Origin of the sequence: Marinoscillum sp. (genome assembly GCF_965229915.1) — a bacterium.
In the GTDB taxonomy this organism is placed as follows: Bacteria; Bacteroidota; Bacteroidia; order Cytophagales; family Cyclobacteriaceae; genus Marinoscillum.
The window spans coordinates 4,161,859-4,188,498 of record NZ_CBDDJZ010000001.1 but is presented as its reverse complement, the minus strand read 5'-3'; the positions used below and the strand labels follow the sequence as shown (position 1 = coordinate 4,188,498).

Genomic DNA, 26,640 nt, shown 5'->3' with positions numbered 1-26,640 from the left:
ATTTGATTGGATTTAGTTAAACCTAAATTGAATTAGAGGCTCTCTGTGATCTGTTGGCGCATATCGGGGGAGCCTTTTTTCTTATCGGGTAAACGTTATGTGAACCCGCTCTTCGCTGACCTTATAGTCGAAATTGTGTGCATAGCTTATACTATTTAAAACGTTTCTCAAATTGTCATTATCAAATCGGCCGGAAACCATCTTACCTTCACTAAGTTCTTTGCCCTCGATTGATAGAGTTACACCGTACCAGAGCTCAAGCGTTTTGAAACACTCATCCAATGGTTGGTTATCGAAATAAATGATTCCATCTTTCCAGAGCGTTTTTGTCCTGGTATCGAAACTGGTTTTCGCCATTTTTTCGTTTTCAAACCTGATTTCCTCTCCGGGCACTAGAAAATTTGTAGTACTGCCTTGTATCATCTCCACCTTTACCTTACCGGTAAGCAAACTGACCTGCTGATGGGTATCGCTTCTCGCATTGATATTGAAAGAAGTACCCAGTGCAGTGGTATTGAGCTTCGAGGTACTGACTACAAATGGTTTATCCTTATTTTGCGCTACATCAAAGAATACCTCTCCTTCCATCTGGATGTGTCGAATGTCCCCTGCAAATTCTTTCGGGTAAGTAATTGAACTATTTGAATTAAGTACAGCCACCGATCCGTCACTGAGGTGAATACTTAGCTTCTGACCGGGTTCGGCCTTTTTGGTCAACATGGCTGTATTCTGTGATTCCGTAACTACTGTCACATCACTCCTGATCAAAAAGTAAGCAATGGAAGAAAACGCAATAAGCAAAGTGATGACCGCTGCGATTCTTGTAATTGGGAAACCTGAGGAAGAACTGGAAGTCAGATGAACTTGTGGTGTTTCTTCCTCCTCTACAATACCTTTCACCAGATGCTGCTCTTTAATTCGGTCATGAATTTGGACAAGCATTCTATCGCTATGTACTTCTTCATTTTGGGAAGAAAAAGCATCAAGCTGAAACGATTCAAAGTGCTCCTTGAACTCCTTTTCACCTTCTGGTGTATTGAACCAAACCAACAGCTCATGTGCCTCTTTGGGGGTACACTCTCCGGCAAAAAACTTATGTATTAATTCAGTGTTCAAATTTTCTTCCTTTTTACATACATATACTTACGGCGGGCATGCCTACCCTATATACGGATATGAGATTTTCAATTAATTCAACATTTTATCGGTAATACTGTTAATTTTTCAAAAATAACCCACTCAAAATTGTTGTTTTTACAATTTGATTTGTAGAAAACCATCAACACTCTTAATGACTATTCGATCATTTGTTTGATGGTTTCTCTAGATTAGTCATAAGGATTTACAAAAAATGACCATAAAAAAAGCGATACAAAAGATGATAAATAATGATCAAAAAGGTTTTGATCAGTTATTTGACATGTATCACAAAAAAGTGTACTTTTTCTGTATTAAAAATGGTCTAAGCACGGAAGATTCTGAAGAAATTGTCCAGGAAGTTTTCCTTAAATTCTGGAACTCCAGAGATGGAATTGATCCCAACAAAAACGTTCAGTCTTATCTCTACACCATCGCTCGCAATACCCTTTTTGACGAGTTTAAAAATCGCATCAAAAGGAAGGCTGCTGAGGACTATCAATTGCACATCTTGCAACCTTCATACAACACCCAGGAAACGGTAGCTTACAATGAGCTGGAAGAACTCATCGCCAAGACACTTAGAAGCTTGCCTGAAAAGAGAAAGCTCGTTTTTGAGATGTCGCGCTACAAAGGGCTATCCAACAAAGAAATTGCCGAGCAAATGGGCATTACAGTGAAAACTGTAGAGGCTCATCTGACACTAGCGTTGCAGGAGTTCAGAACAGTGTTCAAACAGGCTGAAATCATTGGTCTGGCTGGTATCATGCTTGCCATTTTAGGTTGATTAGCAATTTCTCAGAAGAAAGGGGTAATACCTTAGTTTCCAGATTTAAAAAAAAATCCGGCCCCCCCGGGACCGGAATTGACCTTCCAATTGAATGGAAAGCCTGCCTTAGTTTCATATTAGCTTATTTGATAAATGCCTTCACAACCATAGCGGGTTTTTGAGATAAGTTCTCAATTACATATTCATCGGTAGCGGCAGGTATAACAAATGTCTCAGCGTACTTGAATATTTTGGAACCGTGCTTAGTAGTAACGCGTATTTCTTCCCCTTCTACCAGGCTCAATACGTGCACTTTGTCCTTGGTCTGGAGAGTCACTTCCGATTGAATCACATACCTGTAGACATCATACAAATGCTTCTCATGAGTAGGTAAATGGTAGCATTGCCAGTTTTCTGTTTCCTCCAGCAGATAAGGTTTAGCGATCAGTTCGTCTGCTACCCTGGCACCGGATCGTTCAAACACAAGATTCTCCATTCCTCTTTCGATATTCAAGGGTCGTGGATTACCATCCAGGTCAAGCCTAAGCCAATCATACATTTTGAAGGTGTAGATGTACGGTGTAGAACTGATCTCCAGTACCAGATTGTCAGTACCAGAGCCATGAATCGTTCCTGGAGGAATTAGGTACAGGCCATGTTTCTCGGCATCAAAAACCTGCACGTAGTTGCCTATTTCGATCTCCTCTTTTTTCTCCTTACTAGTTACTAAAGCCTCTTGGAATGCCTCCGGTGTAATCCCTTCCTGGAAGCCCAGGTAAACCTTAGCATCTTTTTGACAGTCAAGGATATAGTACGTCTCCTCCTGTGTAATATTCTCGCCAAAATGCTCCTTCATGTAATCCAGCTGTGGATGGCACTGAATGGAAAGATTGCCTCCATCAAAGGTGTCCAGAAAATCAAATCGGATAGGGAACTCGAAACCATACTGGTCATAATCGGAGCCAAGCATCTTTTGGCCAGCCATGAACATCAGAAAATCAAACGAATACTCCAGCATTAAACCTGAGCTCTCTATGATCACCCCATTCTCAGGAACAATCAGTTCGAAAGACCAGGCGTAATTCACCACATCCTTTTCAAGACCGTCTATCTTATCCTTAATCCAGGTACCTCCCCAGGCACCAGGCTCAAACCATGGTCTAACCCGAATAGGTTGCTCTAAAATCTTTGATAGTGTTTGCCTCCAATCATTTCCTTTAATCCATGTTATAGTCTCAGAGCGCTGCCCATCTACCAAAAGGTCAACTTCATTTTTGATCTTCTGTTTGTGCTTGTTGAGTACAACCCAGTCCACGAAATAAAACCGCTTGTACATCACCTTCGGGTTAGCCGGTTTAGAAGCTCCTAAATTGAGCACTGCTCCCGCCCGAGATCTGAACTGAATTTCATTCTTACTGATTTCAAAGTAAACAGTCAGTCCATTCATGGGGACTAGAGAAGCTCCCACTCCATAAAATATCACCGGCTCCACTGTGTTTTCAGATGCCAGAGCACTTAATTGTTCCTGGCTGAAGAAATCAGCCAACTCCAGATTGGTCAACTTCCCAAAAACAGGATCATCGCCACCTAGAAAAGGCTCGATTTGTGCATTGATTTCCTCCTCCGAAAGCATTGCATCCTTCACATCTACCCATTTGGGACGAATGCCCAAACTTTCAAAAGCACCATCAAGCTGCTGTCTGATGTCTTCAAATACTATTCCTACATAGCCATCAATCATGATACAAGAATGATCTGCTAACTCCTCAGCTAGCGATTCATAGCCTTCTGCTATCAATCCTGCATCAATTTCATGAGTTGGGTAAATGTCGTATGAAGAAGGTGTATCCTCCTTCTTTACCGGTAACTCGTATTGTTGTGTTTTTCTAATTTCCTCGCGCTGTGTTACAGACATTTGCTTTTGCTTTTTTGCTCTTGTTTTTATTCTCCTCTAAATATTGCGGCTCTACCAAACACTTCGATCATGCATGCCTGGTGCAAAAGCCAGTAGTATCTCCCCTGGTTGTTTCCTGACCAATCCTCATAAAAATGCCCCTCCTCGGTGCGCGCATTTTCCCATGCGTAATCAGCGTTCTTGATAAACACCTCAATGTATTCCTCTGACTTCTCATCATGAGCTGACAACTTGATATAGGAGGTCATCAGTTCGGTGTTGAACCAGGGATCATTCGCTGGAAAGAAAAGCTGATCCTCCCGTACTGCAGTGAACTTAGAAAAAGATGACCTGGCAGTGGTAATTGACTCATCCAGGTAGGATTGTTCGCCAGTAATCTCATATAAATTCACCCCAGACATGATCATCATAGCGGCATTGTATGTCCACTTTACTGGATTGATTTGATTGGTACCTATATTAACATCATTCCAATACAAGTCGTCCGATGGATCTCGCAAGGTGTTGTAATTCCACTCATATGTCCTTTTGGCAAAGTCGAGGTACCGATCTTCTCCAGTCTCCTTGTATAGTTCGCTGGTCACAAACGCTGCATACGCCGTGGTGTTGGCAGCTTTTATACAGTTGGGACCAGAGGTACAATCTTCAGCGACCGCTTCGAGCCAATAGAGTCCCCCTCCCATTCTCGAATCTTCTCCGGACATGATAAACTCCGTAATCACCACCGCCCGGTCCAGGAACTTTTGTTCTCCCAGCAACCGGTAAGCATCTATCAGTTCCATTGCCACAATACAATTGTCATCATAATAGTGATCAGATTTAACTTCTATAATAGGATATGCCTGATACCCTGGAAGTTCTTCTCGTGCGTCATAAAACAATTCCAGCCCGTTAAACTCCCTATCATGGATCGATTTATCATAACCCAGTTCATGAAGCACATTTCCGGCAGTCAGCATTCCTACGTAGGGCCAGAGATAACAGTATTTGTTATCTCCACTCTGAACAGGATAATTCTCTCTATACAAGTCACCCGCTCTATAGTTATTCTGAATAAAATCATAGACTGCTTTAGCTTTCTCCTTATAGGATACTTCCTCCCGCGTAGTGTCTTGCTCCGATGGATCAATGAGCTGATCATCCACAGGTTCCTGGCAGGAAATTAAGCTGATAATTGAAATAAATAGAAGATTCAAAACCGTGTATTTCATATAAATTTTGTGATCCTAATTCAATTCGAATTCATGGTAATAGTGATCCGCTTTAGGATCAAACACTACCCTGACAGTAAAGTCGGCACCGTTATAATCATCAGCAAACTTCCAAGCTCCCTGCCAGTAACCTGCGTCAGCCCCAAGAAAGTAAGTATTGTAATAACTCGCTGGCTCCTCGCCATTGGGGCGAACGTTGTAAGCACTCTGCCCGTCTACAAGTGAAGCATTCATGGCTTCATTGTGAAAGCTGCCAATATAAGATTGATTGCCATCTACCATGAACCTGAAGCGATACCGCTCTTCTTCCCAACCTAACCAATCTGGAGCTTCAGGGTCTCCCGGATTAAGAAACTCAAAATAGCCACTAGTAGATTCGAAGGTGTGATTGCCCACATAAGTCAACTCCGCTTTAGTCACTTGACTTGCAAAGATGTATAGCTGCAGATCCGATATTTTTTCATAAGAGATGGTAGCTGCTGATAGGTTCATGCGTACTCTGTAAACCCCTTCTTCACCGGTGAAGTTAGTAGCCTGATCACCACTTCTAATCTTACCTTCATTGTTCAGATAGTATCTATTAATCGTAGAATCAGGATTGTTCGAATCCACAATATAGAATTCACCTGGAGACAGTTTGGTAATTGATTCGAATACGCCTGGGTTAAAATTATCTGTAGGCAATTCGTTTACGATCTCTTTGAAAGCAACTGCGCTGGACAACTCTTGACCCTCTGTCGCTGACCCATGGATGTACATATATTTTGGAAAAATCGCCAATCCCTCCGGTCTTGTGAGTGAGAGCCCAAGACTTTGGTCAAACACCTTGGACTGATAGCCGCTAGAGGCCTTGACAGTCCACTTCACCTTACCCGTTGTTAACTGTTCTATATCTGCTTTTGCGGCAATGATATTCAAGAACACCTGACTCAGTGTTAGCGTGGTTCCTCCACCTTTGTTGTCTGAGGGAATGGAATAGATGGGTTCTTCAAAGGAGCCACCCTCCACATCAAACAGTACCGTATAAAGCACCAGTCCGCCATCTGCAGCTTGTGCTGGCGTCCAACTAAAGGTTACACTTTCTCCATTTTCAGGGTCTATCTGAATGTTGGTATCATTGACAGGTCCTTCTAAAGAACCCACTTGTGCTATATCACTTTGTAGCTCAAACTCCTCCTGACTGCAGGAGAAAAACAGCAAGGCGAGTGCCATTGCCAAAACGGAATATTTTCTAAGCTTTTTCATTACCAATTTGGGTTTTGTGATAATTTATCGTTGATATCTCGCTCACTTTGAGGAATAGGCCAGAGATAATGCTTGTCAGCATCGAAGGTTCTCAAATCCACTCTTTCATAACCATCATCGTCTGGAGACGCGTTCGTCTGAATGCCATGCATCCATCCATTGAGCACCTCATCAGCTATTTGCCACCTCCTGATGTCAAAAAATCGGTGTCCTGCCTCGAATGCTAATTCCAGTCGTCGCTCATTACGAACGATAGCTCGAAGTGTCTCCTGGTCATTACCAGGGTAATTCAATGCTGCAGCCCCTGTCAATCCAGCTCTTTCGCGAATCAAACGAATGGTATTGTTCCAATCGGCTGAAGTAAAGGTCCCTGATTCAATTTTGGCTTCTGCGTAATTCAACAACACTTCGGCATATCGGATCGCAATAAGGTTTAATCCTGAATTAGATACGTTTCTAGCCTGCTGATCATAGAATTTCGACACGTAGTAGCCAGTCGGAGTGGAGTTGGAAGAAAAGTTCAACCCATTTGGTTCTGCACCTGGTGAAGTGTCTATGGTCACCTGATTGCCACTGAAATCAGTCAGCGTATACTCATCGTGAATGATGGTAGCAGAAAGTCGGGGATCTCTATTTTGATAAGGATTGGACTCATCATACCCCGACGATGGATCATCAATCGCCAGGCCATTTGCCATTGGATAGCTATCTACCAACTCCTGAAGCGGAGAAAAGTTAGCATAACCACCCAAACTCGGTGGAATGAGATAGTACTGGATCCCATGCTCTCGATCTACCGGCACATATTGCAGACTTAAGATCACCTCTTCGTTATCTTCATTGGCCATTTTAAACAGCCCTCCGTAATCTGGAAACAAAGCATATTCGCCCATCAGCTGTCCGGCTAATGACGCAGCTTCTGAAAATTCTCTGTTGTATAAGTGTACACGGGATTTAAAAGCTATAGCCGCTCCGCTAGTAATTCTTCCACTCTGATCTCCTGGAACAGAAGATGGTAAATCTGCTATAGCCAGATCTAGTTCATCATAGATAAAATCCAGTATCAATGCTTCATCGTTACGAGTGACCTCCAAAGACTCTTCAATGCTGATCTCGTCAGTGATGAATGGTACATCGCCAAATAGCTCAATCAGATAGAAGTAATGCCATGCCCGGATAAACCGCGCTTCTGCCGTGTAAGTGGCTCGTGTTTCTTCTTCAATATCAATGACTGCTTCTATGTTATTCAGAAAAATATTGGACCGGCGTATACTGGCGTATCGCGAAGACCAAATACCACGAACCACTCCATTGGATGCATCATAGTTTCCATTGGCTATGTTTCTGTATCCTTCCTGAGCTCTGGTATATGCATCATCACTTAGTGCATTCAATAGTAAATAGGTGTCTGCATTCATCAAATCGGCATACATAGAGTTTAGGAAAATCCTTGCATCCTCCTCGGTCTGCCAATAATTAAGCTCACTCTGAGCATCTTTAGGAACCAGATCTAAATCGGCACAGCCGTTGATTGCTGCGATCACCACTAGAAATATTAATATTCGTTTCATGATCTGTTTATTTTAAAAGTTAATGTCTAATCCTGCTGATACAATTCTGCTCACCGGATATACTCTACCACTGTATGGTGCTCCTCCGCCACTAAAGCTTCCGTTGACTTCCGGATCCAATCCGATATCAAATGGACTGAATGTGAACAGGTTGAAACCTGAGACATAAAACCGGGCATTGGACATACCGATTTTTCCAGTCCACGATTCTGGAAGGGTATAGCCAATCTGAACATTCTTTATACGCAGGTACTTTGCATCAAAAATCCAAAAGTCTGAGCGGGCTGCATTATTGACTGATTCGGATCCTATCGTCAATCTCGGATACGATGCATCAGTATTGACAGGTGTCCATCTGTCCAGATGCTGCTTGAAAACAGGTCCTTCGTTGCTGTTGTGAAAAGCTTCAACGATTTCACCTCTGACCCACTGTGATCTTTTGCCTACTCCCTGAATAAACAAGCTAAAATCAAGTCCTTTCCACTCTGCACGGTAAGTAAAACCAAAGTTGTACCTTGGAAACGGGTTGCCGACAATGAAGCGATCATCTTCATAGTTGATTTCATCATCACCATTGCGGTCGATGTACTTGATATCGCCAGGTTTTACACTGGTGGCAAAAATAGGTGTGGCACTTCCTTCGATTTCTGCCTCAGAATTGAAGAAGCCATCAGACCGTAAAGCATAGTAGGAATACATCGGAAAACCTTCTCTGAGTATGGTCTGAACGTCACCACCAGTGATGAATTCACGACCTTTCAGATCAACGACTTCATTCAGGTTATCGGAGACATTAACATTGAAGGAATGATTTACTGCTCCGCTGCTCATGCGATAATCAAGAGCAACTTCCCATCCGCGGTTTCTAACCGAACCTGCATTTTGGAATGGCTGACCCAAACCATAAACATCAGGCACCGGGAGTTGCAACAGGATATCTTCTGTAAGATTGTCAAACACATCCACCGACAGATTCAGTTGATCCTTCAGGAATGAAAGATCCAAACCAATATTTTTCATTGTAGACGTCTCCCACGTTCTGGAAGCATTGGATACGGAATAGAATGAGCCCGGTACGCCTACATTGCCAAACGCATAAATGTTTGGAGAGGCGCTGACGAGACTTTGATAGCCATAGAGATCATTAATGTCCTGGTTGCCTAGCTTACCCCAGGAGGCGCGAACCTTGGCAAAAGATATTACGGATGATAACGGCTCAAAGAAAGACTCATTGCTGGCCACCCAACCAAGTGAAAAAGAAGGGAAAGTTCCCCATCGGTTCTCCTCAGAAAATCTGGATGAGCCATCATATCTCAGATTGGCTTCAAACATGTATTTGTCAGCGACGGTGTACCCTACTCGGCCAAAGAATGAGTTAATAGCCCAGTCATTTGCCGATCCATACGTTTCACTCTGAAGGATCTCAGAAGTATTTCCAATGACCCCAAACTCATTACCAGGCACATCTAGGCCTGTTACACCAAAAAACTGGGTTTGGAAGCTTTCAGACGAAGCTCCTACCAATACCTCAAACTCATGGTTATCAAATAAATCCAATTGGTAATTGGCGGTAACATACGGATTCAGATAAAGCGATCTGCTGTACTGATCTGATACTGAGTTTTGATTATCTCCACCTCCTGGATAGGCATATTGAATGGCTTTACGGAATTGGTGGGTTTGATTACTTGTGATATTTCCACCTAGTACTCCTCGCAAGGTCAAACCGTCTATAGGTTTATATTCAAGACTTACATTTCCCAACGCTTCATCGTTTTGACTGGTACGTGAGCCACCCTGCTCTAATCTGGCCAGACTATTCCCATTGCTACCACTCACCAGCGTGTAATCTCCATTCTCATCCACTATATCGTAGATGGTCGGTATTCTCACGGTTGGCTCTATCAACCACTCTGTCCACCAGGCGTGATCCTTGATGTCATTTCTGGCGAAGGACATTCTACCGGATACTTTTAGTTTATCATTTATTTCTTTAGCGAGATTGATTCGAAAATTGTATCGCTTGTAGCCAAAGTCAGGTCCTTTGAATAAACTATTTTGATCCAGGTACCCCAGAGACAAGAAGTAATCGAGTCCATTACCTGAACCGCTCATGGAAAGGTTGTGACTACTTTGCGATGCCTGATCCTTAAAAATCTCTCTGTAATGAAATGTGTTCGGGCCATTTTCTTTAAATCCTAAAATCTGTTCTGGTGTAAAAGCCGGAGATAAACCCGAGTTGACCAAAGCCTCATTTCGGAGTGTGGCATATTCCCAGGAATCAGCCGGTTTAGGGAAATTGGTCGGCTGCTGAATTCCTGTCATTGCACTGTAGCTGAATTTTGGTTTTCCCTTTTCACCAGACTTGGTGGTGACCAATATCACCCCATTTGCAGCTCTGGATCCATAGATTGCTGCTGATGCGGCATCTTTCAATACGCTTACACTCTCTATGTTGTTGGGGTTGACATTGTTGAGCGAGCTGATGACTCCATCTACCACGATCAATGGTGTATTGCCATTAATGGTACTCAATCCTCTGATGTTGATCTGAGGCATTGAACCGGGCTCTGACGTTCCTTGCTGAATAATCAGCCCTGGAGCCTCTCCCTGTAATGCCTGGTATGAATTGGTTACAGGCTTCCCCTTGATGGCCTTATCATCCACCTGACTGACGGAGCCCGTCAGGTTGACCTTCTTCTTTGTACCATAACCTACCACCACTACCTCTTCAAGGGATGCATAATCCACTTCAAGGGTCACTTCTATTTGAGTTTGACCGCTAGTTAAGCTCACCTCTTTTGTTTGGTAACCCACATAGGATACTATAAGAGGCTTGTTTTCACTGGCCAGTGTGAGTTGGAAATTCCCATCCACATCTGTGATTGTACCATTGGAAGTACCTTTTTCGACTACTGATGCGCCGATCAACGGACCATCTTCACTGGTCACGGCTCCCTTAATCACCCGGTTTTGAGCAAACAACTGTGTGCTGCTCACCATCACCAGAAGAAACAATGACAATAATTTTAAACAATTCTTCATCATCTGTATTGAGTTTTAGTTTTTTAGGATTTTTCGTGAAATACTGACCTCATCATTGAAGATTTTAATCAAGTACATCCCTTTAGGAAGATGTGAGATGTTTAGAGTGGATTGCTTTGTATCCACCTGACGGAGATAAACCTTGCCGTCCATTCCGGTGATGCTACAAGTAAAAACTCCTTCCAGTCCTGCCACTTTTACAAAGTCATTTGCTGGATTCGGATATATCTGAACACTTTTTTGTGCATCAGAGGATAAGATGACTTCCTCTTCCATAACCTCTACCATAGTACTCTCAGTGGCTGATCCGCCATAGCTATCGGTCACTGTCAGTTCAACTTCGAAATTTCCTGCTTGCTCAAAGCTATGTGTGACCTGAGCTCCTGTTCCGGTAGTACCATCTCCAAAATCCCAAGTATACGATAGTTCATGACCCTCAGGATCTGAACTGGTGGAAGCATCAAAATCAACCGTCAAGATCAAAAATCCTGAAGTGGAGGAAGATGTAAAGGCGGCTACAGGATTCTGATTAAGTGCAACAGTGACTGACAACTCAGCAGTAGCACTGCTTTCACCATCTGAAACCGTCAATACAACTTCATACTCACCGTCGGTATCATAAGTATGACTGACTGATTCACCATCTTCGCTCGTTCCGTCACCAAAATCCCAAGCATAGGTCAATGCATCGCCATCTGGATCAGAGGAGCCGGAAGCATCAAAAGTAAATGCTTGTCCAACGACTCCTGCCTCCATATCGACAGTCGCACTGGCTTGCGGTGCCTGATTCTCGGCAATAGCTGATTGTGTAACATAATAGCCGTCCTGAACCCAGCTAACATTGCTCAACGTACCAGTGTATTGCTGCGCTACATCTGTTGTTGAGTTACCCTCACCTTCATTAAAAGCCCACGCTGCAATCAGCGTAGTGGAAGTTTCTTCTATCACTGTATCGCTGAGCAGGTAAACGTCAGCTGAATCTATAGCTGTGCTCCACAACCTTACATTGTCAATTTTGCCACTTAAGCCCCGGTTTCTATATTCAGAGCCTTCGCCTACAGTAAATGCAGTTGTGGATACGCCAATAGCGTTAGTGTTATAGGCTTTGGCAACTTCTGCTCCATTGACATACAACCTCATGGTATCCTCGCTGTAAGTACCTACCACATGTGACCACTTACCAGAATCCAGGGCATTGTCTCCTGAAATGGCGCTATTCCAATTACCGCCACCTCCAAATTGAAATTCAACACCGTAAGTTCCAGACATTCTTAAAGTGACACCGTTTGGACCATCTGTTCCGTTTTCGCTTGATGCGATGTATCCATTGGTACTTTCAAATGGGCATACCATGGCTTCAATAGTCATAGGAGCTGCCGGTGAAAATGATTCACTCACACCAAAATCCACCAGGCTCGCCTGGGTCTTGTCAAACTCTAAGGAATAATCATTCTTTAAGGATACTCGCGTTGCTGCTGCTCCTAATGTAGCTGTGTAGGTTTCGTCCACACTGGTAGTGGTGCTTCCAGAACTTTCGTTAAACAGCCAGGCGGCCACCAAACCAGATGCGGTACCGTCAGGCTCTGAAAATAAAGTCGATTCAATTTCCGCTTCAGTGCGGGCTTCTGACCAAATCTGTACATTGTCAATAATGCCTGTAAATCGTCTTTCTTTCCAGGCAGCACCTTCTCCAATGATCAAATTCTGACTCGATGCTGTAATAGGCTCGGATGGTTGATTGGAAGTAATCGAATCCCCATTGATTAATAGAACAAGATCCGTCCCATCATAAGTGACCGCCACATGTGTCCAGGTTTTTACTGGCACTGTTACGTCTCCGCTATTGATCGTGTGCCATCCAGGAATGCCATGAACAAACTCCACAGCATCATTGGTGGACATGCGAAAGGCAAATCCTTTTTGATCATCCTCAGTAGCCATGATGTACCCATTGGTGTTGGCAGCTTCCAGATAAATCCATGCCTGGTAGGTATAGCTGCCCTCTGTGATGAACTCTGCGTGATAACCGGCATCCACATAACTGTCGGTGTTTCCAGCATTCAATTGAATCGCCCCATTCTGGCCAAAGGCCGAAAGCGTGAATGTGCAAAAGAGTAAAATTAAGTAGGTGTGTCTCATATGGGTTTTGGTTTTTATTGATCCATGATTTTCTCTGAACCGATTTTTTAAATCTCACATGAACTTAATAAGTCCATATGTTCAGACATATCAAATGTAGTAAAAATATTTTACATAGCAAGACCTCTCATTGTAATTATGATAATATGTAGGCCTTAATAGACCTACATATTGTTTTATTTTAATTTTCACCGTAAAGTCCCTCCTGAGGAGTAGCTCCCAATTGCATCACAATATGGGCTCCATTTCTTAGTTCCTGATATGAGATCTGACTGTCCGAGTAAGAGGTTCCATCCACTTCGATAGATTGGATATAGAGGTTCTCCTTCCCATTATTTTTTGTTTCAATGATGAGCTTCTCTGTATCATCCGTCTCAATTTCAATCCTATCAAAAATCGGGCTTCCAAACTGGAAGGTAGGTTCTGTTTCGATCAGCCCTTTGACGTCAAACAGTCCCATTGCTGCCATGACATACCATGCACCTAATTGTCCCTGGTCTTCATCCTGACCATAACCGTAACCATGAACAGGTCCTGTTCCATAAAACTCCTCGCAAATTCTTCGTACCCATTTTTGGGTCAACCACGGATGATCGGTATAGTTAAACAACCACGGAATATGCAGATTGGGTTGGTTCCCCTGATTGTACAGGTAGGTCAATCCAGCAAACGCATCGATCTCTTCGCCACCAAATTTTGTCTTTTCAGATACAGTAAAGATGGAATCTAATCGGTCCACAAATTTCTGTTCGCCCATTCTGGAAATGAGTGCTTCCGGAGCATGTGGAACATAGAAAGTGTACTGCCAGGCATTTCCTTCCTGAAAGCCTATCCACGGAGCAAAGGTGTCAAAGTCTTCAATGAATTCGCCGGAAGGCATGATTGGTCGAACAAAATCAATCTCATCATCATAAAAGTTCTTCCAATTATCGGCCAGCGCCATTAACTCTTGATATTCTTTGTCCTTGCCAAGTGCTTTGGCAAACTGAGCCACAGCGTATGCACTGTAAGCATACTCCAGGGAATGGGACACTGAGAAACCTGATCCTTCAGGCATGGTATTCCAACCCGGGATGTAGGCCACATAGCCATTCTTGATAAATCCTTCCAAATCCGTTTTGCCTGCCCCTTCGATGCGGTTCTGATAAGCAACCTCATTCTTGTAGGCTGCCTCGAAGGCCAGTTCTACATCATAGTCCCGGATACCACACTGATAGGCGGAGGCAATGACCAAACTGACAAGGTTGGTACCAACCCCTGAGACAAATTTCGAATTGGCGATACCATCTCCCAACCAACCTGAGTTTTTATAAACTGCCAAGTGTGTTTGCACAAAGTCATTGTAGTATTCCGGCCAGGCCAAAGCCCATAATTGTGTCAGGTTCCAATAGGCTCCCCAGACCGCATCTGTATTGTAAAAATTGAATGTTGGTTGACCGTTTTCATCCAATGGGATCTGTCCGATAGTTCCATCATTCTGTGGAAAGCTACCATCTACATCGCTTGCCAGTCCCCGGCCCAATAAGGCATGGTACAGACCTGTGTAAAACTTGACCTTATCTTCTTCATTGGAACCAGAGACCTTTATTTTATTAAGTTCTTCTTTCCATACTTGCTGAGCAGCCTCTAAGGCACCATCAAATGTCAGATCGGATGCTTCGGCTACTAAATTTTCTCTCGCATTTTCAATGGAGGTGAATGAAAATCCAGCTTTGATGCCAACAGTCTCACCTTCCTCTGTTTCATACTTCAAGAATAAGCCAGCACCTTCACCTGTAATACTTGTTTCTCCTTCAAAGGTCTCTTCTCCACGAAAGGTGCCAATGCCGTCCGGTTCCTGATCCAAAATACCTGAAAAATACATTCTCACTTCTCCTCCGGCCTGGTATTTTTTGACATACTCTGGATACGTGATCACCCATCCTTCTACTTCACTATTGCCGAGATACTTCACATAAGCATCCTTTACTTTGCCACTTTCCCCCAATTGGTTACCAATGTCCAGCAGGATGTAAGACGCATCGGATTGTGGAAAAGTATATCGCTGAAAACCAACTCTTTTGGTGGCGGTAAGCTCGGCAGTAACGCCATAGTCTTTCAGTAAAACCCGGTAATATCCAGGTGAGGCTTCTTCATCTTTCCGGTCGAACCGGGAGCGATATCCACCATCAGGATTTTCAAGTGTACCGGGAATGGTTTTGAGTTCACCGGTCATTGCGGCAAATAGAAATCCTCCAACCTGAAATTCGTGCAGGTTCGCAAAGCCTTCAATGCTTTCGTGGCGGGAGTCATAGCCTACCGCTTCCCATCCCTGTTCGTTACCGTAGCTTCCATCGGTAGAAGGACCTAACTTGGCTAGCCCAAAAGGAACTGCTGCAGGTGTATAAAAAAACCATCGGCTGTGGGCTGTACCAATATTCGGATCTACATAATCGAGAACTGGTACGGTTTCTTCCTGTTCAGTTGTCGGCTGTGGAGATTGGCACGCAAATGCCACAACAATCAGTAAGAGATATAAACTATTTTTCATCAGTATTAGTGTTTTTTAAAATGAATGAAGAACCAAATACATAGAGTGCACAAATTAGTAGCACTACAAAGCTCAATGAAGCTCCTGCAGTCTTATTGACAAATCCCATGACCGGAGGTATAACTGCCCCTCCCACTACTGCCATGATCATCAGCGCAGATATTTCATTGGATCGTTCGGGTAGTTTGTTAATGGTTAAAGAAAATACGAGTGGAAACAGGTTGCCTGAAACCAACCCAATTAGTGCGATCGATACAATAGTCAGTCCGGATGATGTCGAAACCATCAACAAAATGATGAATGCACAGGTAAGTAGAGTTGACCAAACCAGGAATGAAAAGTTGTTCACTCTTGCCAGCAATATGGCACCAACAAACCGGCTAACCATCAATGCAAAAAAGTAAATACTGATGCCAAGAGATGCTTTCTCAAGGGTCAGATCAAACTTTTGAACCAGCAAGTTTTGAATGTTGGTATTCATGCCAACATCCACCCCAACGATGAGGAAAATGGATACGACCATTGCCAATACCAGAGGATTTCGGAGCAATTGGATGCTGGATCCGAATGACGCTTTTTGCTGTGCAATGGTTTCTTCAATGTTTACCGACAACAACCAAAACCCAGAGATAATGGACACAGCACCATACACCAAAAAGACGTTTTTCCAGTCCCCAAACTGAGTGACCATCATTGTCACAATTAGAGGTCCCACCAACGAACTGATTGCTTTGATGAATTGAGAAAGGCTCATGAAGCTTGAAAACTTGCCCTCCGCGACCACATCTTTAAGTAGGGGATTTGATGCCACCTGAATGATGGTATTGCCTACACCAAGAAAGAGAAATGATATTAATAAGGTTGGGTAAGAATAATGAATGAAAGGCAGGAACATTCCCATAGCCGTAAGGATGATCCCAGTGGTTAACACTTTCTTTTTCCCAAATCGGCTTTGCAACACACCAACAGGAATGGACAGCACGAAAAACCACACAAATACCATGGACGGAATCAACTGCGCCATATCTGGTGTTAGGTTAAAATCCCGCTGGGCATAACCCGTAGAAACACCCACTATGTCCACAAATCCCATAACGATATAGGACAACAGAACAGGTGCAATTAATTTGATTGATTGACTTTTCATTAGTTCATCAATTTGAGTGTGTTTGACAATTCGGAATAAAAGCCCTGCTCGAAAAGACTTGCAGCTCCGATTAAAGCCGCATGTTCATTTAGCTTTGAAACGGTTATCTTGATTTCAGGTAATTGCTGCTGTAGGGTTTCCCCAAAGTATTCAAAGGCTTTGGAAATATTTCCTCCCAACACCAACACCTCGGCATTAAAAAGTGAAAGGTGAGGTTTCAAAAATTGACCTAGCTGTGTTCCAAAGACATGGAACACGTCACGGGCTTCTGCAGCTTGCTCCGCATGTTCACATAGAGCCAACACACTATCAACTTGCTTGCCTGTTAGCTGCTTGAATGAATTGACCAACCCCCTTGTGGAAAACAGGTCATCAGCCAATTGGCCATCGAACAACTTATCATACAATACACCTTCCTCTGGCACTTCCGCACCCGATACAACCGGCTGTCCATCGATCAAAAAACAAGAGCCAAAACCCGTCCCCAGGGTAATGGCGACACATCTACTAAAATTGGAGGCTTCACCAAATTTGGCCTCACCGATTGAAAATGACGCTGCATCATTGATGAATCGTATTTGATCCACACGCAGGCTTAATCTGGATGCGAGTTCTTCCCGTATGTTTACACCATACAAAGAGTCAAATTTTTGTACCCCTTTGATCAGACAGATTCCATTGTAATAATCAAATGGCCCGGGAACGGCCAATCCGACTCCTTCTATTTGCGAAACATCACAGCTCGCCATGGTCCGTTGAATTGCCTCGCTCCAATGAGATAAAATCTCCGATTTGGACCCTCCATTATCTACCGAGCGAGTGACAATACTCTTATCGATCAGTTTCTTGTCCATATGTTCGAACATTCCAGATGTTATATGACTTCCGCCAATATCTACTCCTATGCTATACATCATTATCGTCTGATTTCAATTGTATATGTAAACATGTCTGACCGGTAGTAACCAATGTTGTATTCCAATGGTCTGTTTCCCGGATCAGATACAAATCGCTCTCTAATAAGGATTGGATCATTCTCCCCAATTTGCAATTTCATGGCTCTGCTACCAGCCAATCCAGCTTTAATATTCTCTTTGGAAATGGCGGGTATGGAATGATAGTCCTGCTCCAGTATGTCATAGAGTGGTTGACTAAAGTCTTCATTACCCGTCAGACCTATTCTGGGTTGAAAATAACTCTCAAAATACACGAGTGGTTCTTCAGTTCCTTTGAGTCTGGATAACCTAAGAACCTTTACACCTGGATCCACATTCAAGAAGTTGCCAATTTTCTCTGACACTTGCACCCAGCTAACATCGAGTTCCAGGTTTCTAAATGGTATCCCTTTCGAACTCATTTCTTGTGTAAAACTGTGCCACTCGCCCAGATTGGTACTGATCTCCCTTTTGGCAACCTTGGTTCCCACACCTTTCTTCCGAAAAATCAACCCTTCATATTCCAGTTTATTGGTGGCTTGCCTAACCGTATTTCTTGAAACACCCAGAAGCTTGGATAACTCCACCTCCTTCGGCAGGAAAGCTCCATTGGCATAATTGGGCTGATCAATAAGATCTCTCAATAATTTTTCTACCTGTACGTGAAGAGGTATTGGGCTACTATGGTCTACTCTTAAATCCAAGCAATTAACTTTGTTATGTATATTTGTTCAAACATAATGAATTATTGAAATATAGACCAATTTCATTATTCATATTTACATTTAAATCAATAGTATAACATAAATACTACGCATTTCATAATTATTGCGAGATTGCATTAATAAATTCACTAACTCAACTCAACGCCATATACCGTTAATCTGACAGTTGAGAATCAATTAGTATTTCAAGCAATTGGTTAAATAAAACTCACGTTAGAACATGCCAATAAATATAATAAAAGGTGTCGTATAAAATTATGCTTGGGGAGGCACCGATTATATCCCCAATTTAATAGGCGAACCAATTACTGGAACCCCGTTTGCGGAATATTGGATGGGAGCTCATGATCAAGCGCCTGCTATGATCATAGACAGTAACACCAAATTGAATGAATGGATCAAAAAGGATCCTAAATCAACTTTGGGTGATACTGCTTTTGAAAAGTTTGGTCGGTTGCCTTTCTTATTCAAAGTACTGAATGTGAATGACTTGCTATCAATTCAGGTTCATCCTAATAAGCTCGAAGCAGAAAAAGGATTTGCAAAAGAAAATGAAGCTGGAATCCCTCTGACAGCACCGTTTAGAAATTATAAGGACGACAACCATAAACCAGAAATTATGGTTGCTTTAGGCGAGTTTTGGTTGCTACATGGTTTTATTTAAACTCAAAACATTTCTACTAAAGACTTTAGAGGCAGTGGAAGAATTAAATCACTTGATTCATGTATTCCAAACAGTAGGATACAAAGGGTTGTACAAGCACGTGATGACTGAATCTTAGGAAGAGACCAATAGAATACTTAAGCCATTAATAGATCGCATTATTCCGCTTTATCAATCAAGAAACCTTGATAAGAAACATCCCGATTATTGGGCCGCTAAAGCTTTCTTAACTTTCTGCCCTTCTGGAAATCTAGATAAAGGAATCTACTCTATTTACTTTTTCAACATTGTGAAAGCCAATCGTGGGGAAGCAGTTTTTCAAGATGCGTATAGCTTATCGCTGGGAGGCCATCGAGCAGGAAAACAAGGAAATAGAGTTAGCCAGAGAGCTAGGAAAGCCCTTTGTTCCCTACAGGTTAAAAATGGAGATACCGAAAAACAATTACTCGCCAGAAGCAGGTATTTGCTATTCAAAAACGAACACAATTGGACTCCTTCTCAAGTGCATCGCGCCGAGATTCTCTTCAACAAATATCCAACCCTGGAAAAAGCTTATAAACTCTCCAGAGAGCTGGCTCACATTTATCAAACCTCTAAACTCAAAGGCGTAGCATTACAAGGTTGGCCAAGTGGTATGATAAAGTCGAAAAGGCAGGGTTCAAATCATTCAGTACCGTTGCAAAAACTATCCAAAACCACTACCTGAGCATATTGAACTTCTTTGATAACCGATCTACCAACGCTTCCGCTGAATCTTTTAATGCCAAGATCAAAGCATTTAGAAGTCAATTTAGAGGCGTTAGAAATGTGGAATTCTTCCTGTTTAGACTAGCTAATATTTATGCTTGAAACTTGTAATCCCCCAGAAATACAGATTGATCCATTGATCCGATTGATCCCGATCCTGCAGGGTAGGCCCCACTAGGGATAAATGAAAAAAAGCCTCCTAGAATTAACTAGAAGGCTTTTGTTGCAGACCCTAGGGAACTAGTTTATCAATTGATATTTAATCAGTCATGATTTTTATGTAAAACATTTTGTAAATCAATTTAGAAGTAATCAACCCCCATACAATGCACAATGAAACTACTTAGATTTATATAAAGTGTCAATAGCAATTCCGCGCCTAAAAGTTATGTATTGTACCGAATCACCCAAATGATTTTCCCAAGTACCATGTGGCTCATTAGATTGGTACTCCTCCACATGAATGACGACATTCGACTCATAGTTGATTCGCTTGACTAGCTCCCCTTTGTTATATGATTCTTCAAGTCCAATTTTACCTTTATCAAACTCTTTTTTAAGTTCAAGTTCTCCTTTCTCAAAAGTCAACTCCTGTGTCAGTGCTCCGCCCGTCAGGTACCTCCAGGTATTATCTTTCAGTCCATCAACAAACTCACCAATAACCAATGGCTGCTTGTTTTTATCAAAAACGATGTAAGCGCCATTAAGGGGCTTCCAATATAAGTTCCCTTTGTTTCGCCAAGCACCCCATTACTAAACCAATGGTAAGAAAGATCTGGCTTGGTTTTAATCTTGCTGTTTAAATAACTAAATGAAATGAGACTATCTCCAACTGGATAATTGACCTTTTGTGACTGAGCATTGCTCGGAAAATAATCTGATTTGCACGAACCAAATCCTATAATCAACAAAACAAATACCGAAAGCTTCTGACTCATATCACAACTTTAGTCAAACACGTTAGAAAAAAGGAAAGATAGGCTATTAATTCTTTTTTAACTCAGCTATTTCGGCTGTGAGTCGGTCAACCAGGTTCCTTATTTCTTCCTGTGAAGACCTCAGCTTCTCATTTTCTTTATTCACTTTGATCAAATGCAACGTCAATTCCTCTACTTTCTCCAATAGTTTAGCATTCATCTCTCCTAAAGAAATTCCTTCTTCTGCTACCTCTTTCGCCGAAGGCACGTTGGGTAAGTGTTGATTTTCTTGAATATATGTTTCAGTTTCTCCTAGGCTTCTCAGTTTGTAGTCAGGAGTAAAAACATAATCAGGCCATGAGCCCGACACTTCAACCTTTACTTCTTCCATGATGGCTTTACCATCAACAGCAAAGTCATAACCAGATGGGACATCAGTACCATTAACGGAGAGACGTCCTTTGATGTAACTATCACCAGTACCATCCACCTCCAGGTAATTAGAGGTATATAATGCTCCCGCATGCTCCACGCGAAGACGCTCTGAATATCCGGATGATTCTACCACAAACAATGGCTCACCACCTATTGGATTATTGGTAGTACGTAGTACAATACCTTTGGAATTATCATCTGCTTCGTCACCCAATATAAACTTGGTCCCAGCTCCATCATAAAGAAAGATATCTCCACCACTAGTTCCAAGGTCAACATTCATTCCTCCAGATGTTCTATTCTTAATCAAGTTCGTTATAAGATCACCTGATGAATTCGCTATCTGATTTCCTTCACCTTCCAACATTCCTTTGCCATTATTTGGGTTTCCAACTCTAATGGTATTTGTTGAGGCATCGACGATTAGGCCTATAGAATATACAACTCCTGCACCCAATGTACCTACCGGAGCGGCGTTCAAACTAATATAACCAGGATCTCCATGACCTCCCCACAGCACTTCAGATGCTCCATCACCAGTTAGCGTATATTGACCGTCTTCGTTATTACCAAGTTTAATAGCCATATTACCATAACCATCGTTCATCGTCCAGTATCCGGTATAGTCACCACCATTGTCCTCCACTTTCATAATTACTTGATCTCCTCTAGTCACTGTTATAGGTGAATTATGTGTTACCTGGGCTCTTGAGGAAATAAAAATACAGCTTGCAATAAAAGATAGAATTAAACTTCTCATGATACGTCTCATTTAGATGGTGAAATATATTTCTGAATGATGCTATCCTGAGCATCCAACCGCTTATTTAATTCAATGATATGCAAAGTCAACTCCTCAATTTTCTCCAATAGCTTCGCATTCATTTCTCCTAATGCAATTCCATTTTCTGCTACTTCTTCTGCCGAAGGCATATTGGGTAAATGTAGATTTTCAGCAATGTATGCCTCTGTTTCTACCAGACTATGCAGCTTATGATCTGGAGCAAAAACATAATCAGGCCATGAGCCAGACATTTCTACCTTAACTTCTTCCATGATGGCTTTTCCTCCAACGGCGAGTTTATAGCCATTTGGAATTACAGAAGTGCCGACACCTACCTTGTCACCAAAACTCACTGGCCATCTTGTACTTGAAGTTCCTAAAACTCTTCCAGATATCGACACAGGCCCTGTTGGTTGTGTGGGATTATAAGCTGGACTTGTATCAATAGAAAGGTTATTTCCTTCTACCTCCACAAGTACGCTTTGACCAGTCCCGAGATATACAAAATGAACGTCTACGGCAGTCAACCCAGAGCCAATTGAGCCAATGCGTATCTCATCTACATGATTTTGATTATAGAAAAGGTTTTCGACTATATTAATTTGCCCTCCCTGAGAATATCCCATCATGGATACGTAAAAGGTTATTGAGGTTATCTTATTATTACCTAAACCACCCGATAACTTAATTTTACCAGTTGCATAGGGGTGAGATCCAGTAACCACTCGATACCAACCATCTCCATTAGAGAGGGGCACTGAAGCTTGTTGTTGTCCATGAGTTAGTAGAGAACACAGCAATAGGATACAAACACTAAAATATTTAATTCTGATCGAGAACATCACTTATTACTTTTTAACTGATTGATTTCCAATTGCTGCTGCTTGATTAGCTTCATCATTTCGATTTGATGTAAAGTCAGCTCTTCAATCTTCTCCAGCAGCTTCGCATTCATTTCTCCTAATGCAATTCCATTTTCTGCTACTTCTTCAGCCGAAGGCATGTTGGGTAAGTGCTGATTTTTTGCAATATATATTTCAGTTTCTTCAAGACTTTTTAGTTCATAACCTGGAGCAAAAACATAATCCGGCCAAGAATCGGATAGTTCCACTTTCACTTCTTCCATGATGGCTTTACCATCTACAGAAAACTTGTATCCAGCAGGAACATTCTCACTTCCAATTGCGACCCCCTGACGACCACCGTCCAGAAACATGATGGTTCTGATAGTGGCGTCATCTGTCTTTTCTGTTTGAAAGCGATAGTCACCGTGATGGTTATTATCCTTCGAATGGAACGTCAGCACATTGGCATAACTCTCATAAGACCTTCTAAACTGCAACAAGCCGCCATTCATATATATTTTACCAGTGACATCAAGATTGGCTTGGGGATCTATTGTATTCACACCCACATAACCATTTGAAGCGACCACCAAGGTAGGTTCTGCAGAGTTGCCTGCACGCAGCCCAAGAAGGTCCGTTGAGTGATTGTACTGCATTCCTCCGACATAATTGTCTTCGGGATCACCAAAGCCTACATATGCATGCTGGTTGTTTGGCGTAATGAGGTTAATCATTCCCTGTTCGTCATCCTCTATCGTCAAATCAGAAAAGCCATGAGGATCAGCACCGGAACTTCCATTACTCACATGAAGCTTGGAATCAGGGGAACTTGTTCCTATTCCAATTCTTCCTGCAGAATTCTCATAGACGAATTTTCTCCAGGCTGTCCATGCATTCGCGTTACCGTCGTAGGTTCTAAAGGCAAGGGTAGCTGAAGCCGTTTTATGCGTATTCATGATTTCAAAATTACGCCCTCCATTGGCCCATACTGAAAGCTTGGTTCCGTATGGAAAGCTCCAATTGTACGATGAATTGTTAGCTCCAGGACCCACCTGATAAGAAACTCCAGTTGGCATGGATCCAGTAGATGTAATTTCAGGTAAGGTACCTTGACTTAAGGCTGTTTGATAACTGAGAATAAGCATGATTACTAGCCATACTTTGATAATATGATTAATCATTTCGTTACTGTTTTTCTAATTCTTCGATACGTTTAGTCAATTCTTCTTCTCTTGCCAACCTTGACTTACGTTCTTCGATCAGCAGCAAAGTCAACTCCTCAATTTTCTCCAGCAACTTCGCATTCATCTCTCCTAAAGAGATCCCCTCCTCTGCCACCTCTTTTGCCGACGGCATATTCGGTAGGCGATGATTTTGATCAATAAAAGCCTTCGTTTCTTCAAGAGATCTTAGCTGATATCCTGGTGAAAAAACATAGTCCGGCCAGGAGCCAGATAGTTCTACTTTCACTTCTTCCATGATGGCTTTGCCATCTACCGACAGTTTATATCCAGAAGGCAGGTCTCGGGTACCAACACTCACGCCTCCTTTCTCAGCTAAGACAACATCACCATTTGGCAACATGCGCATCTCAGCCCCCCCAGTCCCAACTCTAGTGAGGATCACATCAGAAGTGCCCGAGTTATCAACCATATACATGTTAAATTGAGCATTATTGCCATTGGAGAGCTTCAATCCTGAAGAACTACTTCCTGCTCCTGCCACATGTAACATGGACTCAGGTGCTTTAACACCCACCCCAACTCGCCCATTGGACCGCAATACCAAATTATCACGCCATTGCCAGGAACCGGAGTTTAGGTATCTGGTTTGCAAAAGCATACGCCCTTCGGCTCTTGCATTAGTTTCATTATCCGGGGTGACAATAATTCGACCTTGTTGCCATGAATTCCCTCCATCCGTATTGGCTGGAACCGCAAATCCCAGGGACGCTCCTTCCAACATACTCCTACTAGATGAAGTCGCCTGAATCATCAAGTTGGAATCAAAGTTGTTTGACGAAGCAACGTCAACTGCTCCATCTTTAATATGAAGCTTTACTTCGGGAGATGTCCCGATTCCTACATTGCCACCGTTTAAATAGGAATCACCATCAGGATGGAATAGTATCTTGGTTTGTGAGGCTGAGTTGGTAATTTGAAATGGTTTATCGTCCAGTGCATCAAAGACTATCGGACCCAATTTATATTTAATCCTTAAAGCATTACCTCCATAACGACCAATGCTCACACCATCATTTTGTCCAGAGTTATTTTCAAAATAAATATAGCGGCTGTTATCAAAAGTCATGTCCTGGTTGCCTTGTCCAATTACTCCAGTTGTAACGACAAGTATTAGAAGTATGCCAAAATATAGTTTCATTTAATCTTTGCTTTTAATTTTTCAATCTCTCTATTCTGAGCCTCATTCTGTTTGCTAAGTTCAATTACGTGCAATGTCAACTCCTCGATCTTCTCCAGCAACTTCGCATTCATCTCTCCTAAGGAGATGCCTTCTTCTGCCACCTCTTTTGCCGAGGGCATGTCGGGCAGGTGGTGATTTTGATCAATATAGGCCTTAGTTTCTTCAAGAGATCTTAGCTGATATCCTGGTGAAAAAACATAGTCCGGCCAGGAGCCAGATAGTTCTACTTTCACTTCTTCCATGATGGCTTTGCCATCTACTGCAAAGGCATAATCACCAGGAACTGTGGTGGTTCGAACTCCCATCTTTCCCTGATTCAAATCCATCCATACCTTGGTGGCCATCTGATCACTTTCCTTAAAATGAATCTCTGCATCGGCATAGATGCTCATTTTGGCATTATCCATAAATCCAATACCCATTCCATCATTGGTTCCGTTGCTCTCATCTAAAAGTTTGATGTCATTTTTGTAGACCATCAGATCTCCACCGCGAACATCGAGCCTGGATCCTGGTGAGGTGGTACCAATACCTATATCACCATCTGTTTCAATTGTTAGTTTGGCTGGTATATCCCATCCATTGGCATCTCCGCTGGTAGTGCTTGTTCCGTACCCAATTTCTAACCGATCATTTCTAGATGCTCCAGTATGATGTATGCCCCAGTGCTTATTATCTCCTCCTCCAACAGGAGCGTTAGTCAGATGGATCATAGAAGCGGCGTTATCTGCATCAGATGCTAAAATTTGAAACCGAGATTCACCTGATTCAAAAACAATGGCTCGTTCCAGATAATGAGCGCCACTAACGGCATCTCTTTGGATATGGAACTTATCATAAGGGTCAATAGTACCAATACCAACTTTACCTGTATTCTTAACTATCATAAGCTCATCATAACCAGAAGAAATTACCTTTCTAAACCTGATGTCACCAGCAGCTCCTATTAACATTTGGTTTGTCCCTGTAATCTCGTTAACATCAAAAAACATGTGATTATTCCCATCAGAAATAGTCAAAAAAGACTTGGATGCATCAGCTTTCCCTCCTAAGGTACCTGAATGTACGATATGTACTTTAGCTAGAGGTGCGTTGATACCAACGCCTACTTTATCCTGAGTAGTCACATAACTAGTATTGGTAGTAGAATCCCACTGAGCTTGAGCAAAAGAAGTGACCAGACACAGCAGTGCCAGTGTAATAGTTAATCGTTTCATCGGATTCGGTTAGGTTAAAAACAATGTTTAAAAATGGTCAATTATTGTGAACCATCCAACAAAACGGAATGGATTGTCTGTCAGAAATTGAATGGAACTAAGATTTATAAATACATCTCTGCCCCAGGTCTAAAGGGTGGAAGGGTTCTTCCAAAATGGCGAGGCTAACAGTTATATCAAATAGCCAGAACTCTCTTAAGTCCCGATAGTCATCGGGAGGGGTAAAACATGGCTATTT

General features: G+C 42.4%; 21 protein-coding genes and 1 pseudogene. 4 read left to right on the top strand and 18 right to left on the bottom strand.

The genetic code is table 11. The features are described from left to right. Positions 1-81: 81 nt before the first annotated feature. Entirely contained in the window at positions 82-1,116 is a 1,035-nt protein-coding gene (locus ACO067_RS17985; RefSeq protein ID WP_421876588.1) for a FecR family protein, read from the bottom strand. A gap of 262 nt (positions 1,117-1,378) precedes the next feature. Between ACO067_RS17985 and ACO067_RS17980 the strand changes: the two genes are divergently transcribed. Next, positions 1,379-1,924 carry an RNA polymerase sigma-70 factor gene (locus tag ACO067_RS17980; protein WP_421876585.1) on the top strand — a complete coding sequence of 182 codons (546 nt, stop codon included), beginning with the start codon at positions 1,379-1,381 and terminating at the stop codon, positions 1,922-1,924. Between the two features lie 124 nt (positions 1,925-2,048). On the opposite strand, the gene ACO067_RS17975 is transcribed toward ACO067_RS17980, so the two are convergent. From ACO067_RS17975 to ACO067_RS17930, 10 genes are all read right to left on the bottom strand, one after another. Beyond that, positions 2,049-3,821 carry a class I mannose-6-phosphate isomerase gene (locus ACO067_RS17975; RefSeq protein WP_421876583.1) on the bottom strand — a complete coding sequence of 591 codons (1,773 nt, stop codon included), beginning with the start codon at positions 3,819-3,821 and terminating at the stop codon, positions 2,049-2,051. Between the two features lie 26 nt (positions 3,822-3,847). After that, entirely contained in the window at positions 3,848-5,032 is a 1,185-nt protein-coding gene (locus ACO067_RS17970) for a glycoside hydrolase family 76 protein (RefSeq protein ID WP_421876581.1), read from the bottom strand. Between the two features lie 15 nt (positions 5,033-5,047). Continuing rightward, on the bottom strand, positions 5,048-6,277 hold the full coding sequence (locus tag ACO067_RS17965; RefSeq protein ID WP_421876579.1) for a SusE domain-containing protein: 1,230 nt from the start codon (positions 6,275-6,277) through the stop codon (positions 5,048-5,050). Then, on the bottom strand, positions 6,277-7,848 hold the full coding sequence (locus tag ACO067_RS17960) for a RagB/SusD family nutrient uptake outer membrane protein (protein ID WP_421876577.1): 1,572 nt from the start codon (positions 7,846-7,848) through the stop codon (positions 6,277-6,279). The genes ACO067_RS17965 and ACO067_RS17960 overlap by 1 nt, the downstream gene beginning before the upstream one ends. 12 nt (positions 7,849-7,860) lie before the next feature. Next, positions 7,861-10,896 (bottom strand): SusC/RagA family TonB-linked outer membrane protein, encoded by a 3,036-nt coding sequence (locus tag ACO067_RS17955; protein WP_421876575.1) that lies wholly within the window; start codon positions 10,894-10,896, stop codon positions 7,861-7,863. A 12-nt stretch (positions 10,897-10,908) separates the two neighbouring features. Next, complete coding sequence (locus ACO067_RS17950; protein WP_421876573.1) at positions 10,909-13,032, bottom strand: LamG-like jellyroll fold domain-containing protein; 2,124 nt, start codon at positions 13,030-13,032, stop codon at positions 10,909-10,911. A 181-nt stretch (positions 13,033-13,213) separates the two neighbouring features. Then, on the bottom strand, positions 13,214-15,562 hold the full coding sequence (locus ACO067_RS17945; RefSeq protein WP_421876571.1) for a GH92 family glycosyl hydrolase: 2,349 nt from the start codon (positions 15,560-15,562) through the stop codon (positions 13,214-13,216). Next, positions 15,552-16,709, bottom strand: coding sequence for an MFS transporter (locus ACO067_RS17940; RefSeq protein ID WP_421876569.1), 1,158 nt, complete (start codon positions 16,707-16,709; stop codon positions 15,552-15,554). The genes ACO067_RS17945 and ACO067_RS17940 overlap by 11 nt, the downstream gene beginning before the upstream one ends. Then, positions 16,709-17,626 carry an ROK family protein gene (locus tag ACO067_RS17935; protein WP_421876567.1) on the bottom strand — a complete coding sequence of 306 codons (918 nt, stop codon included), beginning with the start codon at positions 17,624-17,626 and terminating at the stop codon, positions 16,709-16,711. Before ACO067_RS17935 ends, ACO067_RS17940 begins: the two co-directional genes overlap by 1 nt. Beyond that, positions 17,626-18,348 carry a GntR family transcriptional regulator gene (locus tag ACO067_RS17930; protein ID WP_421876565.1) on the bottom strand — a complete coding sequence of 241 codons (723 nt, stop codon included), beginning with the start codon at positions 18,346-18,348 and terminating at the stop codon, positions 17,626-17,628. The genes ACO067_RS17935 and ACO067_RS17930 overlap by 1 nt, the downstream gene beginning before the upstream one ends. A gap of 286 nt (positions 18,349-18,634) precedes the next feature. On the opposite strand from ACO067_RS17930, the pseudogene manA reads away from it, so the two are divergent. The 3 genes and pseudogenes from manA to ACO067_RS17915 all read left to right on the top strand — a co-directional run. Beyond that, positions 18,635-19,033 (top strand): annotated as a pseudogene (gene manA / locus ACO067_RS17925) (mannose-6-phosphate isomerase, class I); the annotation flags it as partial. Between the two features lie 289 nt (positions 19,034-19,322). Continuing rightward, the gene (locus ACO067_RS17920) at positions 19,323-19,739 is read left to right on the top strand and encodes a transposase (RefSeq protein WP_421876563.1); all 417 of its coding nucleotides are present in this window, start codon (positions 19,323-19,325) and stop codon (positions 19,737-19,739) included. Next, positions 19,655-19,882, top strand: a complete 228-nt coding sequence (locus ACO067_RS17915; protein ID WP_421876561.1) for a transposase — start codon at positions 19,655-19,657, stop codon at positions 19,880-19,882. Before ACO067_RS17920 ends, ACO067_RS17915 begins: the two co-directional genes overlap by 85 nt. A 237-nt stretch (positions 19,883-20,119) precedes the next feature. On the opposite strand, the gene ACO067_RS17910 is transcribed toward ACO067_RS17915, so the two are convergent. Genes ACO067_RS17910 through ACO067_RS17880 form a run of 7 tightly spaced genes read right to left on the bottom strand, consistent with a single transcriptional unit; the run spans position 20,120 to position 26,402 of the window. Further along, positions 20,120-20,446: a hypothetical protein gene (locus tag ACO067_RS17910; protein WP_421876559.1), complete on the bottom strand. Its 327-nt coding sequence runs from the start codon at positions 20,444-20,446 to the stop codon at positions 20,120-20,122. Then, positions 20,416-20,718 (bottom strand): hypothetical protein, encoded by a 303-nt coding sequence (locus tag ACO067_RS17905; RefSeq protein WP_421876557.1) that lies wholly within the window; start codon positions 20,716-20,718, stop codon positions 20,416-20,418. The genes ACO067_RS17910 and ACO067_RS17905 overlap by 31 nt, the downstream gene beginning before the upstream one ends. Before the next feature lie 46 nt (positions 20,719-20,764). Then, a complete protein-coding gene (locus ACO067_RS17900) occupies positions 20,765-21,892 on the bottom strand; it encodes a hypothetical protein (RefSeq protein ID WP_421876555.1) in 1,128 nt (375 codons plus the stop codon). Between the two features lie 8 nt (positions 21,893-21,900). Next, complete coding sequence (locus ACO067_RS17895; RefSeq protein ID WP_421876553.1) at positions 21,901-22,758, bottom strand: hypothetical protein; 858 nt, start codon at positions 22,756-22,758, stop codon at positions 21,901-21,903. Beyond that, positions 22,758-23,942, bottom strand: coding sequence for a hypothetical protein (locus ACO067_RS17890; RefSeq protein ID WP_421876551.1), 1,185 nt, complete (start codon positions 23,940-23,942; stop codon positions 22,758-22,760). The genes ACO067_RS17895 and ACO067_RS17890 overlap by 1 nt, the downstream gene beginning before the upstream one ends. A gap of 4 nt (positions 23,943-23,946) precedes the next feature. Then, positions 23,947-25,143, bottom strand: a complete 1,197-nt coding sequence (locus tag ACO067_RS17885) for a hypothetical protein (protein ID WP_421876549.1) — start codon at positions 25,141-25,143, stop codon at positions 23,947-23,949. Beyond that, entirely contained in the window at positions 25,140-26,402 is a 1,263-nt protein-coding gene (locus ACO067_RS17880) for a hypothetical protein (protein ID WP_421876547.1), read from the bottom strand. Before ACO067_RS17880 ends, ACO067_RS17885 begins: the two co-directional genes overlap by 4 nt. Positions 26,403-26,640 lie beyond the last annotated feature (238 nt).